Source organism: Streptomyces sp. NPDC001153, assembly GCF_053598315.1.
Window position 1 is genome coordinate 249314 of sequence record NZ_JBSFJZ010000005.1, and the last position, 11931, is coordinate 261244.

The 11931-nt window shown below is 74.0% G+C and carries 15 protein-coding genes; 7 read left to right on the forward strand and 8 right to left on the reverse strand.

The annotated features are described in order from the left end of the window. Nucleotides 1–327: 327 nt before the first annotated feature. A complete protein-coding gene (locus tag ACWDEN_RS07940; protein WP_351622155.1) occupies nucleotides 328–762 on the forward strand; it encodes a subtilase-type protease inhibitor in 435 nt (144 codons plus the stop codon). A 212-nt stretch (nucleotides 763–974) separates the two neighbouring features. On the opposite strand, the gene ACWDEN_RS07945 is transcribed toward ACWDEN_RS07940, so the two are convergent. The 6 genes from ACWDEN_RS07945 to ACWDEN_RS07970 all read right to left on the reverse strand — a co-directional run bounded on the left by ACWDEN_RS07945 (nucleotide 975) and on the right by ACWDEN_RS07970 (nucleotide 5462). Beyond that, complete coding sequence (locus ACWDEN_RS07945) at nucleotides 975–1184, reverse strand: CDGSH iron-sulfur domain-containing protein (protein WP_351622152.1); 210 nt, start codon at nucleotides 1182–1184, stop codon at nucleotides 975–977. After that, nucleotides 1165–1839, reverse strand: a complete 675-nt coding sequence (locus ACWDEN_RS07950) for a HemK2/MTQ2 family protein methyltransferase (RefSeq protein ID WP_351622149.1) — start codon at nucleotides 1837–1839, stop codon at nucleotides 1165–1167. Before ACWDEN_RS07950 ends, ACWDEN_RS07945 begins: the two co-directional genes overlap by 20 nt. After that, entirely contained in the window at nucleotides 1840–2853 is a 1014-nt protein-coding gene (locus tag ACWDEN_RS07955) for an iron-containing redox enzyme family protein (RefSeq protein WP_450857932.1), read from the reverse strand. Between the two features lie 282 nt (nucleotides 2854–3135). After that, the gene (locus ACWDEN_RS07960) at nucleotides 3136–3321 is read right to left on the reverse strand and encodes a hypothetical protein (RefSeq protein ID WP_351622144.1); all 186 of its coding nucleotides are present in this window, start codon (nucleotides 3319–3321) and stop codon (nucleotides 3136–3138) included. 57 nt (nucleotides 3322–3378) lie between these two features. Next, nucleotides 3379–3876 (reverse strand): methyltransferase family protein, encoded by a 498-nt coding sequence (locus ACWDEN_RS07965; protein WP_450857934.1) that lies wholly within the window; start codon nucleotides 3874–3876, stop codon nucleotides 3379–3381. A gap of 77 nt (nucleotides 3877–3953) precedes the next feature. After that, nucleotides 3954–5462 carry an MFS transporter gene (locus ACWDEN_RS07970; protein ID WP_450857936.1) on the reverse strand — a complete coding sequence of 503 codons (1509 nt, stop codon included), beginning with the start codon at nucleotides 5460–5462 and terminating at the stop codon, nucleotides 3954–3956. A gap of 167 nt (nucleotides 5463–5629) precedes the next feature. Between ACWDEN_RS07970 and ACWDEN_RS07975 the strand changes: the two genes are divergently transcribed. The 5 genes from ACWDEN_RS07975 (at nucleotide 5630) to ACWDEN_RS07995 (ending at nucleotide 9078) form a co-directional block, all read left to right on the forward strand. Then, on the forward strand, nucleotides 5630–5950 hold the full coding sequence (locus ACWDEN_RS07975; protein WP_228623773.1) for an ArsR/SmtB family transcription factor: 321 nt from the start codon (nucleotides 5630–5632) through the stop codon (nucleotides 5948–5950). 29 nt (nucleotides 5951–5979) lie between these two features. Continuing rightward, entirely contained in the window at nucleotides 5980–6507 is a 528-nt protein-coding gene (locus tag ACWDEN_RS07980; RefSeq protein ID WP_351622130.1) for an SRPBCC family protein, read from the forward strand. 387 nt (nucleotides 6508–6894) lie between these two features. Next, entirely contained in the window at nucleotides 6895–7749 is an 855-nt protein-coding gene (locus ACWDEN_RS07985) for an SDR family NAD(P)-dependent oxidoreductase (protein ID WP_351622167.1), read from the forward strand. A 6-nt stretch (nucleotides 7750–7755) separates the two neighbouring features. Further along, nucleotides 7756–8697 (forward strand): DMT family transporter, encoded by a 942-nt coding sequence (locus ACWDEN_RS07990; RefSeq protein ID WP_351622127.1) that lies wholly within the window; start codon nucleotides 7756–7758, stop codon nucleotides 8695–8697. A 279-nt stretch (nucleotides 8698–8976) separates the two neighbouring features. After that, nucleotides 8977–9078, forward strand: coding sequence for a polysaccharide deacetylase family protein (locus ACWDEN_RS07995; RefSeq protein ID WP_450857940.1), 102 nt, complete (start codon nucleotides 8977–8979; stop codon nucleotides 9076–9078). A gap of 83 nt (nucleotides 9079–9161) precedes the next feature. Here the strand turns inward: ACWDEN_RS07995 and ACWDEN_RS08000 are convergent, their stop codons facing one another. Together ACWDEN_RS08000 and ACWDEN_RS08005 are read right to left on the reverse strand one after the other, a co-directional pair. Next, the gene (locus ACWDEN_RS08000) at nucleotides 9162–9389 is read right to left on the reverse strand and encodes a hypothetical protein (RefSeq protein WP_450857942.1); all 228 of its coding nucleotides are present in this window, start codon (nucleotides 9387–9389) and stop codon (nucleotides 9162–9164) included. Between the two features lie 415 nt (nucleotides 9390–9804). Further along, nucleotides 9805–10851, reverse strand: a complete 1047-nt coding sequence (locus ACWDEN_RS08005; RefSeq protein ID WP_450858010.1) for an MGDG synthase family glycosyltransferase — start codon at nucleotides 10849–10851, stop codon at nucleotides 9805–9807. A gap of 191 nt (nucleotides 10852–11042) precedes the next feature. Here ACWDEN_RS08005 and ACWDEN_RS08010 point away from each other — a divergent pair, with 191 nt between their 5' ends. After that, the gene (locus ACWDEN_RS08010) at nucleotides 11043–11921 is read left to right on the forward strand and encodes a ribonuclease BN (protein ID WP_450857944.1); all 879 of its coding nucleotides are present in this window, start codon (nucleotides 11043–11045) and stop codon (nucleotides 11919–11921) included. The last annotated feature ends 10 nt before the right edge of the window (nucleotides 11922–11931 follow it).

An 11931-nucleotide genomic window follows, 5' to 3' on the forward strand; every position in this document is an offset into this window, starting at 1 on the left:
CCTTACGCGGCCGCCTACATGAACGCAAGGAGACGTGAAGGCATCGTGAAAGGTTTCACTCACGGCGAACCCGGAATGTTTCAGGCCGATTAACGAGCCGGTGATTTTCGGCCATGTGACCGCTTCCAGCGATCAAGAACCGCTCAGTTACGCGGTCAGGCTCTTCCATTTCCGTAACTTCACGCCACTGTTTCAACACGCAAGGTTACTGAAACCTGCGGGTTCGATGTGTGTTTCGGCGGCGGACTCGGCAGAGTGGCGCTCGCCGCTCCGGCGCAGACCGGGCCGGAGCCGGCACCCGTCTATCCCAGCGGAAGGATGCATACAATGCGGAACACCGCGCGCCGGGCAGCGGCCCTCGGCCTCATGGCCGCCGCCGTTTGCGGATCCCTGACCGGGGCCGCCGTCGCTGCACCGGGCGCCGCCCCGTCGTCGCTCTACGCCCCCTCGGCGCTGGTCCTCACCACCGGCCACGGCAGCGACGCGGCCACGGCCACCCCGGAGCGCGCCGTCACCCTGACCTGTGCCCCCACGGCCTCCGGCACCCACCCGGCCGCCGCCGTGGCCTGCGCCGAACTGCGCGGCACCGGCGGCGACTTCGACGCCCTGAAGCCGAGCGTCGACGTGTGGTGCAACAAGCTGTACAACCCAGTCGTCGTCACCGTCCAGGGCGTCTGGGAGGGCAAGCGCGTCTCGTACGAGCGCACCTTCGGCAACACGTGCGTGCGCGACTCGGTGGGCGGCGGCGTCTTCGCCTTCTAGGGCCGCCTCCAGGACCGGGATCGCAGCGTGCTCCGCATACGCCGGAACAGGTCCGCAACTGGGGAGTGCGGCCCCTGGAAGCGGGGAACCTGCGATCTCGCACCGGAGCCGACGGGCGGAGTGGGGCCGCCCGCCGGCTTCCGGGCACACAGCCGCTCCCCGGGCGGGCCCGTGGGGGGCCTTGTCCGGGGAGCGGCGAAAAACAGCTGGTTTCAACCGCTGTCCTTGGCCTTGCGTCGGTGACTCGTGTCGCACCAGGGGTAGCGGCGACTGCGCCGGCAGGTGCACAGAGCGACACGGAAACGGTCCGAGGACACCGTGGTGCCGTCCGCCAACTCGACCTCCACCGGCCCCTCCACGAGCAGCGGCCCCTGCTGCTGGATGGTGATCCTGCGGGCCCGGTCAGCGCGTTCGTTCGGCACGGACGACCACCAACTCCTCCTCATGTGCGGCCGGTGCGAGCAGACCGCGCCGGCGCAGCCAGTCCTCCCGCGAGCGCAGCACCGGACCGAAGGGGATCCGGCGGCGCCGGACCACCGAGGCCTCCAGGCGTGCGGCGCGCAGCAGTCGCAGGGTGCGGTCGGGATCGCTGAGCGCCGAGTGCACGATCAGCAGCACGCCTCCGGGGCGGAGCAGCACGGGCGCGTCCCGGCAGATCCGGTCCAGCAGCAGCCTGCCGTCCCGGCCCGCGTCCCAGGCGAGGGCCCGGCCGCGCGGCCGGCGTCCGGCATCGGGTGCGGGAACGTACGGCGGGTTCGCGAGGATGAGGTCGTAGGTGCGGCCCCGGACCGGTCCGAAGAGGTTGCCGCGCCGGATCCGCACCGGCAGCCGGGTCAGCCAGGCGTTCATCCGTACCGTCCACACCGCCAGCCGGGACACGTCCACCGCGGTCACCTCGGCGCCGTGCCGGGCGGCCTCCAGGGCCAGCGCCCCGCTGCCGGTGCCGACGTCGAGCACCCGGGCACCGGGCGGCGGAGCCTCCTCGCGGAGGGACTCGGCGAGCAACTCCGTGTCGTCCTGCGGGGCGTACACGCCCGGAAGCACCACAGCGATCACACCGCGCGAGTACCCCGGCATTCAGGATGTATGGGATGTCTGTGGCGCCAGAGGTGTGCGCAGCGACGGGCGCCCGGCGCGCCAGTCGGCGAGCAGCCGCCGCGCCAGCCGGTCCTCCAGATACTCGGTCGCGTCGATCCCGAAGGCCACGTCCGCCGCGAGCTCCGGCTCCTCGGCGAGCAGTCCGCCGATCACCTCATGGCGTACGACCTGCTCGTGCACCGCGTCCGCCACGACGTGCTCGTCGTAGAAGAACTCCGCCGCGCATCCCGCGCCGGTGCGGCGCATGGCCTCGGCGAGCCGGCGGGAGCCCGGTGAGGAGGTGATCTCCACGTCGGCGAAGTGGCCCACCAGCGCGCCGCGCAGCCCGCGGTGCAGTCCGAACAGGGACATCAGGTTGACGACGGCGAGCATCTCCGTGCGGGCCGCGTCCAGATAGCGGCCGTAGCTGCAGTCCAGGCCCAGGTCCGTCATCAGCGCGGCGAACAGGTGCGCGTGGGCCCGGTCGGCCCGGCCGCCGCCGAACTCGTCGAACTCCACCGCCGCCATCCCCGCCTTGGCCCGGCCCCACAGCCTCGGCAGCACCCAGGCGTGCGGGTCGGCCTCCTTCAGGTGGTACAGCGAGCGCTGGGCGGCGTACTCGCGCAACTGCCACAACTCGCCCTCGGTGCCGAGGAAATGGGTGACCCCGCTGCCCTCGGCCGGTTCGGTCAGCAGCGCGGCGAGGGCGTCGTCGAGGCTGTCGTGGCCCGGCGCGTCGGCGCGCAGCGCGGACAGGAAGCGGCGCTCCAGCGCGGCGCGGACGCGCAGCAGGTCAGGGTCCCACTCGCACTCCGGGGCGACGCCGGCGAAGCCCCGGTAGTGCAACTCGTAGCAGAGGTACAGGGCGAGTTGCAGGTCGTCGCCGTACGGATCCGCCTCCCCGGCCTCAGCGGGCCCGGGCAGGGGCCCCGCGCCGCGCAGACGAGCGGCGACCGCGGCGGAGAGGGGCCCGCGGGGCGGAGGCAGCCCGGGTCCGCACTCGTGGCTGTTCATGAGGACCGGGTACCCCGGCCCGGGAGGACACCGCCGCCCGAGCGGCCTCGGGAGGCTGTTGGTGGCCGCTGGGCCTCGGGAGGCGCCGGTCGTCGTTCCGCCTCGGGGGCACGGGTGGCCGCTGGGCCTCGGGAGGGCATGGCTGGTGGGGCCGCCGTCCCGGGAGGGACGCCGGGGCTTGCTCGTCCCCGGGCGGGTCGGCTGCCGGTGGTCGGTTCGCGCCCGGAGGGCGCGGGTGGTCGCCATGCCTGGAGGGCACGACTGCTCCCGCGTTCGGGCTTCTCAGTCCTCTTCCGGCCGGTCAGCCTCCTCCTGCGCCTCGGTGTTCGGCGTGATCGCGTCCCCGGCCTTGCCGCCGGCGGCCTTGTCCTCGTCGCGCTTCTCGGCCTCCTCGACCTCCCGGAGTACTTCCTCCAGGGCGGTGTCGAACTGTTCCTTGCGGTCCTTCTCGTCCTGCTCGCCGGACATGGCCTCTCCTTCCACCGTCGTGCCCCTGATCAGCTGAGTTACCCGCCGACGGCCGTCTCAAGCGCCCCGCCGGGGAGGGCGCCGGGGACACCGGGCCGGCACCGCCCGCCGGTAGCGCTCGTACTCGGTGCCGAAGCGTCGCACCAGCCCCGGCTCCTCGTACCAGCGGACGAACGCCCAGGTCAGCACCCAGGCGCCGGCGGCGTAACCGAAGAGCACCGGCCGGGCCGGCAGCAGGCCCTGTCCGAAGAGTACGGCGACCACCGCGACGTAGATCGGATTGCGAACGTACCGGTAGGGGCCGCTCGCCACCAGCCGCACGGGCGGCGCGACCGGCACCGGCGTGCCGAGCCCCTCCAGGGCGAACCGGCTGAAGGCCTCCAGAATGACGGCGGCACCGGCCGGCAGGGGCAGCAGGCCGAGCAGCCGCAGCGGCGGCCACCAGTGGCCGCAGCGCCGGCCACCGGTCAGCCACCACGGCACCACCACGGCCGCGCCGCCCGAGACGAAGACGAGGAACAGGACGCTGCCGAGCGCCGCCGACGCCTTGCGCATACTCCTCACCATGACAGGGCGAGGAGCCGCCGTCTCCCTGCTGACGGCGGCCCCTCGGGCTGGATGGCGCGTGGCTGTCACATGTGGACGACCGGTGCCGCTCCCGCGTCCTGCTGCGGCACCCCGCGCCGGTAGAACAGGAAGGCGAGCACCGCGCCCGCGGCGAAGAGCCCCGCGGACCACGAGAAGGCGGTCGTGTAGCTCTCGATCGTCGCCTGTGCCCGCACCAGCCTGCTGGTGGCGTCCCGGCCGGAGAGGTAGTCCGTGGCGGCGCTCGCGGCGAGGGTGTTCAGCAGCGCCGTGCCGATCGAACCACCCACCTGCTGCATGGCGTTGACGGTCGCGGAGGCCACGCCCGCGTCCTCGGCCGCGACTCCGCCGGTGGCCAGCTGCATGGCCGGCGGCATGACCAGGCCGAGACCCACGCCGATCACGATCAGCTGCGGCAGGACGGCGCTCAGGTAGTGCGAGCCGAGGCCGATGCCGGTGAGCCAGGCCATGCCGGCCGTCGCGATGGCGAAGCCCAGCGGGATGACCGTCTTCGGGCCGAGGCGGGGCACCAGGATCGTGGTGCCCACCTGCGCGGTCACCATCAGCGCGCCGACCATAGGCAGGAACGCCACACCGGTCTTCGTCGGGCTGAAGCCCAGGTTGAGCTGGAGGTAGTAGGTCAGGAACAGGAACACGCCGAACATGCCCGCGCCGGTGATGAGCACCGCGAGGAAGGAGGCCGCGCGGTCGCGGTCGAGCAGGATGCGCAGCGGCAGCAGCGGGTGCGCGGCCCGGGTCTGCCACCCGGCGAAGGCCGCGAGCAGCACACCGCCCGCGATCAGGAAGCCCCAGGTCAGCGGCGAACCCCAGTGGTGTGTCTCGGCGTTGGAGAAGCCGTAGACGAGGGAGAACAGACCGGCGGCCACGAGGACCGTGCCCGGCACGTCCAGCCTGGCGTTCTCCGCGTCACGGTGGTTGTCCAGCAGGATCCAGCCGCCCGCGAAGGCGACGACCGCGATGGCCACGTTCACGTACAGGGTCCAGCGCCAGTCGAACGCGTCGGTCAGCACACCGCCGAGCAGCAGGCCCACGGCGCCGCCGGCGCCGGCGATCGCGCCGTACACGCTGAAGGCCCGGGCCCGTTCCCTGGCGTTGGTGAACGTGGTGTTGAGCAGCGACAGCGCGGCGGGCGCCAGGAGCGCGCCGAAGGCGCCCTGCAGGGCCCGGGCGACGACCAGCATGGTGAAGCCGTTCGCGGCGCCGCCCAGCGCGGAGGCCGCGGCGAAGCCGACGACGCCGACGAGGAAGGCGGGCTTGCGGCCGAACAGGTCGGCGATCCGGCCGCCGAGCAGCAGCAGGGAGGCGAAGGCGAGGGCGTACGCCGTCACGATCCACTGCCGGTTGCCGTCGGAGAAGCCGAGGTCGGTCTGGGCGGACGGCAGGGCGATGTTCACGATCGTGGCGTCGAGGACGACCATCAGCTGGGCGATGGCGATGACCGCGAGGATCCACCACCGCTTGGGCGAGGCCACCCCACCGTGTTCGATCGCGGCGGCTCCTGCTCGGGAGCCCTCGGCCAGGGTCTTCTGGGGCATGGGGAACCACTCCAGGGCAAGTCGTTCGGGTACGGGCGAGCGAACAGCTCGTAAACGAAACTGTTTCGTACACATACGACCTTAGGGCACGGCTAGCGAAACGGCAACGTTTCCTTTTCTCTTGCATTCCTTGACGGGAATATAACTACCGAGGCATATTAAGTCTCATGTCCGACGCAGCGCTCTGGTCCGCCCTCGCCGACCCCCACCGGCGTGCCATCGTCGCGCTCCTGCTGGAGCGACCCCGGCCCGTCGGGGAGATCGTCGAGGCCTGCGGACTGAGCCAGCCGAGCACCTCCAAGCACCTGAAGGTGCTCCGGGAGGCGGGCCTGGTCCGGGTCCGGCAGGACGCGCAGCGCCGCGTCTACGCCCTCGACCCGGCACCGATCGCCGCCCTCGACGCCTGGCTCGAGCCCTACCGCCGGCTGTGGAACCGCAGCCTGGACGCCCTGGGCCGGCGCCTCGACGAGACGTCGGACGACACCTGACACCCCCCACAGCGAAGGACCGGAACCCCATGCCCGTCGATCTCACCGGCACCTATCTGACCCTGGAGGACGGCCGCCCCGCCGTCCGGTTCAGCCGCACCTACGACCACCCGGTGGAACGCGTCTGGCGGTTCGTCACCGATCCCGGCGAACTGGCCCAGTGGTTCCCCTCCCGCGCCGAGATGGAGCTGCGTCCCGGCGGCACCATCCGCTTCAGCGGCGACCCGAACATGCCCGAGTCCACCGGCAGGGTGCTCGCCGTCGACCCGCCCCGGCACCTGTCCTTCGCGTGGGGCGGCGACGAGCTCCGCTTCGACCTGGAAGCCGTCGGCGAACGGCGCACCCGGTTCACGCTCACCAACGTCCTCGGCGAGTCGGACACCGCCGCCCGCAACGGCGCCGGCTGGGAGGTGTGCCTCGCCGCCCTGGACGCCAAGGCACGCGGCGGGCGCTTCGAGGGCGCGCACGCCGGGGTGAGCGCGCCCTGGAAGGAGTTCTACGACGCCTACATCGGCGCCGGTGTGCCCTCCGGCGCGCCCGTGCCGGGCCTGGACTGACCGGCCACGCCGCTCGCTCGCGACCACCCGGGCCAGGGCCCGCCTCCGCGTCCCCGGCTGGACACCGAACGCCTCGGCGTACGGCAGCCGGTCGATCAGCCGGAGCACCCCGGCGCAGGTGATGCCCTTCTGCCGTCGGATGCCCCGGCGTACGGTCGTGATGTGGGCGTCGGCCCGGTGCACCGCGACCGCTGCCTCGCTCCCCGAAACCCGTGGTCGTCCCGACATACCGACCGGCGCCCGAGCCCCATCCGTTCACCTGCGGCGGGCGTTCGGCGGGGCTTCGCCGTGCGCGGTGTTTCAGTGTGTGGCGCCCTGGATACACCGCGAAGGTTCGGCCCCGGAGTTCGCGAGCCCGTGCCCACACGTCGCAGTGAGGTCGTCACCATGTCCCACGCCCCGCCACCCGCAGGACCGTCGAAACGCGCCGGGCCGGTCGCGACCTCCGTCCCGGCGGCGGGCCCGGCCCTCGGACCCGCCGGGAACCGGGCCGGCCGGGGCGGCACCGCGCTGGTGACGGGTGCCTCCTCGGGCATCGGTGCCGTCGTCGCCCGCCGGCTCGCCGCCGAGGGAGGCTGGCGGCTGGTGCTGAACGGGCGGGACGCCACCCGACTGGAGCAGGTGGCCGCGCCGCTCGACGCCCTGGCCGTGCCGGCGGACCTGACCCGGCCGGGCGCCGACCGTCTGCTCACCGATCTGGTCCTCGACCACGCGGGCCGCCTCGACCTGCTGGTGGCGTGCGCGGGCCTGGGCTGGGCCGGCGACTTCACCGGCATGCCGCACGCGCGCATCGACGAGATCGTCGGCGTCGACCTGCTGGCCACCCTGCACCTCGTGCGCGCCGTGCTGCCCCACATGGTCGCGGCCGGCTCGGGACGCATCGTGCTCATCGGGTCCGTCGCGGGCAGCCTCGGCGTGCGCGGCGAGGCCGTGTACTCCGCGGCGAAGGCCGCCCTGGCCGCCTTCGCCGACGCCCTGCGCTACGAGGTGCGCCACACCGGGGTGGGCGTGTCGCATGTGATCCCCGGCGCGGTCGACACGCCGTTCTTCGAGCGCCGCGGTGCCCCCTACACGCGGGCATGGCCGCGCCCGGTGCCGGCCGAGCGGGTGGCGGACGCCGTCTGGGCCGCCGTGCTGCACGGCAAGGACGAGGTGTACGTCCCCGGCTGGCTGCGGTGTCCCGCCCTGGTGCGCGGCGTCGCGCCCGGGCTCTACCGGTGGCTCGCCGCCCGTTTCGGGTGACCGGCCATGACCGGCGTCACGGTCCTGCTCGCACTGCTCGCGGCCCTGAGCAACGCGTCCGCGTCCGTCCTGCAGCGCCTGGCCGCCGTGCAGGAGCCGTACGACGAGGAGGGCGCCGGTGGTCCGGGGGCGGCCGTGCGCCGGTTCGCCCGGCTGCTGCGGCGCCCGTACTGGCTCGCGGGTGCCGCGCTGCTGGCGGTCTCCGGGCTGCTGCAGGCCGGGGCGCTGGCCGTGGGCAGCCTGTCCCTGGTCCAGCCGCTGCTCGCCACCGAGCTGCTGTTCACCCTGCTGGTGGGCGGTGTCGTCTTCCGGCGCCGCCCCGGCCCGTGGACCTGGCTGGCTTTCGTCGCCCTCGCCGCCGGACTGGCCGTGTTCCTGCTGGCGGCCGCCCCGGGCGCGGGCGTGCCGACCGCGCCGCCCCGGGCCTGGCTCCTGGGCGGCGGCGGGGCGCTCGGCCTGGTCGTGCTCCTCGTGACCGCCGCCCGCCCGGCGAAGGGAGCGCCCCGGGCCGCGCTGTTCGGCCTCGCCTCCGCCGTGTGCTTCGCCACCACCGCCGCGCTGCTCAAGGAAGCCGTGGGGCGGCTCGGACACGGGCCGGCGGCGATGTTCACCCACTGGTCGCCGTACGCCACGGCCGGCGCCGGACTCATCGCCTTCCTGCTGCTGCAGAGTGCGCTGGGCGCCGGATCGCTCACCGCCTCGCAGCCCGCCCTCACCCTCGGTGACGCGCTCACCAGCGTCGTCCTCGGCTGGGTCCTGTTCGCGGAGGCGATCCACCTCGGGTGGCGGATGGTGCCGGAGGCGATCGGCATCGCCCTGATCGGGGCGGGCAGCATCGGACTGGCCCGGGCGCCGGCCGTCGGACGGGAGTGGGACGCGCGGTCACGGGGCGGGAAGGACAGCGGGAGGCGTCTGCACCGGACGCACGGTTACCGGACGCACGGTTGAGGACACGTACGGAAGGCGGGTGAGCGCTGTCCCCCATGTCCGGCCGCCCATGGCGGACCGCGGCCGTCCCGCTGCCGGCCGCCGTCGCTCGCCGCCGCGCACATCGGACCGGCGGCCACCTGGCTCCCCGGGTGCGGCTGCTGCTGTTCCCGCGGCTCGCAGGCACCGGCCGCCGCCGACACGTCGCGCTGACCTTGGACAACGACCTGGACCCGCGGTCCACACCACATATCCTCGACGCGCTGGACGACCTCGACGTGACGGCGAGCGACGTTGCTCGTGCTCGGCGAGCACGTGGTGCGCCATCCCGCGCTGGTCCGGGAGACCGCCCGGCGCGGACACGAACTGGCCGTGCACGGCTGGACCCACCACCGTCCCTGACGCCCCGCACCCGCCCGGCACGCGCGGCAGGTCGCCCGGACCACACGAGCGCTGCACGACGTCTGCGGCCACCGGCGGGATCCTCACGTGCGGCCTGTGCAGTGGTCGGCATGGGGCAAGGACTGGACGGCCGAGGCCACCCCGGCGTCCGTGCGGGCCCTGGTCGCGGCGGACCTGATCGGCGGCGGCACGATCCTGCTGCCCGACTCCGACCGGCCAGGAGCCCCCGCCTGCCGGCGCTCGGCACACTGCCCGCCCTCGTGCAGGACTGCCGCGAAGCCGGGCTTTCCGTCGGCTGTCTGCGTGAGCATGGGCGCGCTGCTGAGCAGGGCGGTCGGTTGTGCGCCACGCGGGGCCGGACGGGGCGATGCGTTACCCCTGGCGCGCGGGTGGTCGGCGCGGTGGTTGAGCGGAGGCGGGGAGCCGCCGAGGCGCCGGTTGGTGCCCGGCGGCACTGCCTGCCCGGGTGCGGACTGCCGGGAGTCCGGGCTTTGCGTCGGCTCTCTGCGTGAGCATGGGGCGCGCTGCTGAGCGGGGCGATCGGTTGTGCGCCGGGCGAGGCTGGACCGGGCGACGCGTCACCCGGTGCTCCGGGACCGGTGGTGACAGTGAGCAATGGCCGGGGGAGCGGCCGCCAGGCTCCGCGTCCCGGAGCGCAGGGCGAGCGGACGCCGGACCCAGGTGGGCCGGTGGCCGTGGGTATCCCGCCTCCCCCGTCTGCCCGTCTCACATCCCGGTCACGTGCGCCATCGGATCATCCCGGAACAGCGCCCGCCCCCGCGACACCCGTTCCGCCCGCTGCGGGCCGCCCTCCGTGAGGCTGCCGAGAGCCGTCAGCAACGCGGGCCCGTCGGGGGCGAGTTCCGACACGCCGAGGTCGGCCATCCGGCGGACTCCGTCCATCCCGTGGCCGGGCAGCGGCCGGTACCCGAGCACGGGCAGCCCGGCGGCGAGGGCCTGTACGGCGGTCTGGCCGGCCGCGTTGTCCACCAGGGCGTACGCGGCGGCCAGCAGCCCGGGCATATCGTCCACCCAGTCCAGGGCGAGCACCCCGGGCACCCGGGACACCCGCGCCCGCAGCCCTGCGTTGCGCCCGCACAGCACCACCGGCAGCCAGCCGGCCGCCGTCAGCAGCCGGGCGGTGGCGTCCGGGCGGTACGCCGCACCCCAGGCACCCGCGGAGAGCAGCACCGCCGGCCGGCCGGGCGCCTGCCGGGCGAAGCGCCCGCGCCACCGCGCAGCCCCGGGCGCCGGCGCGTGAAACCCGGGCGCGACCGCCGGGCCGGTCGTCACAGCGGGCGTGCCCAGGGCCCGGCGCACCTCGGCCGCCGCCCCGTCGGTGAGGCACAGGTAGCGGTCGTTGCCGGGATGCAGCCACTGCCGGTGCACGGCGAAGTCGACCAGGAACACCGCGCTCGGCACCCGCAGCCGGCCCCGGGCCCGGAGATGACCGGTGAGCTGCGCGGCCAGATGGAAGACCGGAACCACCACATCGGCGTCGGTCCGCTCCACGAGCTCCGTCAGCCCGGCGGCGGCGAGCCGGGCCAGCGGCACCCCGCTGGGGCGCGGCCCCCTGCCGCCGCGCAGGAACGCGCCGTAGACGCCGGCGTACGCCCACGGGAAGTGCCGTACCGAGGCCTGGTAGGCGCGGCGCAGACCGTCGCCCAGGCCGTACGGCAGCAGGCGCAGGACGTCCGCCACCTGCGGCTCCTGTCCGCGCGCCACGGCTCGGCGCGCCAGTTCGGCGGCCACGGTGTCGTGACCCGCGCCCATGCTCGCGCTCAGGATCAGCGGCCGCCGCCGGCCGACCGACGGCTGGGGGGAGGGCACCTCGGCAGGAGTACGCACGGGGTCCGATTCTCCGGTGGACGCCGCCCGCAAACCGGTCACTCCGCCGCCGTGTCGCCGTACCGTGAAGTCACGACACGGCAGCCACGTGAGTTGCCCGGAGCCCGCCGGGATGGATGAATCGGCTTCAGCAGAGCGTGTGGGTGGCGAGCACGGGAGGAGCCGTGAGGCGGTGGCGGCGCGGCCTGCACCGCGCTTGGGAGTGGCTCAGGGCCGGAGCCCTGCTCGAACGCGGCCGTGAGCTGGAACTGATGCACCGGGCCATGGGGTTCGCCACCCTGGCGCTGGTGACGCTGGCGCCGCTGCTGATCGTGGTCGCCGCCGCCGATCCCCTGGTGCGGGGCGGTTTCGCCTCGTGGCTCACCGACGGCATGGGCCTGTCCGGCCGGTCCGCCCATGTGATCACCGACGTCATCAGCCCGCCGCGCAACGTCATCGGCACGACCAGCATCTGGGGCGGTGTCCTGCTGGCCGTCTTCGGCGTCTCCTTCGGCGGCAGCGTGCAGAACGCCTACGAACGCATCTGGGGCCTGGCCTCCGGCCCCTGGCACCGGGTCTGGCGGCAGGCGACCTGGCTGGTGGTGCTCACCGCCTACCTCTACCAGGAGGTGGCGACCAAGAACGCGCTGCACGGGGGCCAGCGGATCACGCTGTCCGCGGTGAGCGGCATCCTCTTCTTCTGGTGGGGGCAGCGGTTCCTGCTGGGCGGCCAGATCCAGTGGCGCTCCCTGCTGCCCGGCGCGCTCGCCACCGTCCTCGGCCTGGCCGGCCTGCGGGCCTTCTCCTACCTCGTCTTCACCCCGCTCATCGTCACCAACGCGCTCAGCTACGGCGCGGTCGGCACCGTGCTCGTGGTCGAGTCCTGGCTGATCGGCGTCGGGTTCGTCATCTACGGCGGTGCCCTGTTCGGCCGCTGGTTCTGCGAGCACCACTGGACGCCGACCCACGACGACCGGGGAGACGAGGAGCGGGGGCCGCGCCGGGGCAAGTACTGAACGCGCCCGG

Excerpts from the sequence above, each read along its gene's own strand:
- ACWDEN_RS07985 (WP_351622167.1), top strand. The coding sequence starts at position 6,895 with ATGTCCCACGCCCCGCCACCCGCAGGACCGTCGAAACGCGCCGGGCCG.
- ACWDEN_RS07960 (WP_351622144.1), bottom strand. The coding sequence starts at position 3,321 with ATGTCCGGCGAGCAGGACGAGAAGGACCGCAAGGAACAGTTCGACACC.
- ACWDEN_RS07980 (WP_351622130.1), top strand. The coding sequence starts at position 5,980 with ATGCCCGTCGATCTCACCGGCACCTATCTGACCCTGGAGGACGGCCGC.
- ACWDEN_RS07965 (WP_450857934.1), bottom strand. The coding sequence starts at position 3,876 with ATGCGCAAGGCGTCGGCGGCGCTCGGCAGCGTCCTGTTCCTCGTCTTC.
- ACWDEN_RS08000 (WP_450857942.1), bottom strand. The coding sequence starts at position 9,389 with ATGCTCACGCAGACAGCCGACGGAAAGCCCGGCTTCGCGGCAGTCCTG.
- ACWDEN_RS07990 (WP_351622127.1), top strand. The coding sequence starts at position 7,756 with ATGACCGGCGTCACGGTCCTGCTCGCACTGCTCGCGGCCCTGAGCAAC.
- ACWDEN_RS07970 (WP_450857936.1), bottom strand. The coding sequence starts at position 5,462 with ATGCCCCAGAAGACCCTGGCCGAGGGCTCCCGAGCAGGAGCCGCCGCG.
- ACWDEN_RS08010 (WP_450857944.1), top strand. The coding sequence starts at position 11,043 with ATGAATCGGCTTCAGCAGAGCGTGTGGGTGGCGAGCACGGGAGGAGCC.
- ACWDEN_RS07975 (WP_228623773.1), top strand. The coding sequence starts at position 5,630 with ATGTCCGACGCAGCGCTCTGGTCCGCCCTCGCCGACCCCCACCGGCGT.
- ACWDEN_RS08005 (WP_450858010.1), bottom strand. The coding sequence starts at position 10,851 with ATGGGCGCGGGTCACGACACCGTGGCCGCCGAACTGGCGCGCCGAGCC.
- ACWDEN_RS07950 (WP_351622149.1), bottom strand. The coding sequence starts at position 1,839 with ATGCCGGGGTACTCGCGCGGTGTGATCGCTGTGGTGCTTCCGGGCGTG.
- ACWDEN_RS07955 (WP_450857932.1), bottom strand. The coding sequence starts at position 2,853 with ATGAACAGCCACGAGTGCGGACCCGGGCTGCCTCCGCCCCGCGGGCCC.
- ACWDEN_RS07940 (WP_351622155.1), top strand. The coding sequence starts at position 328 with ATGCGGAACACCGCGCGCCGGGCAGCGGCCCTCGGCCTCATGGCCGCC.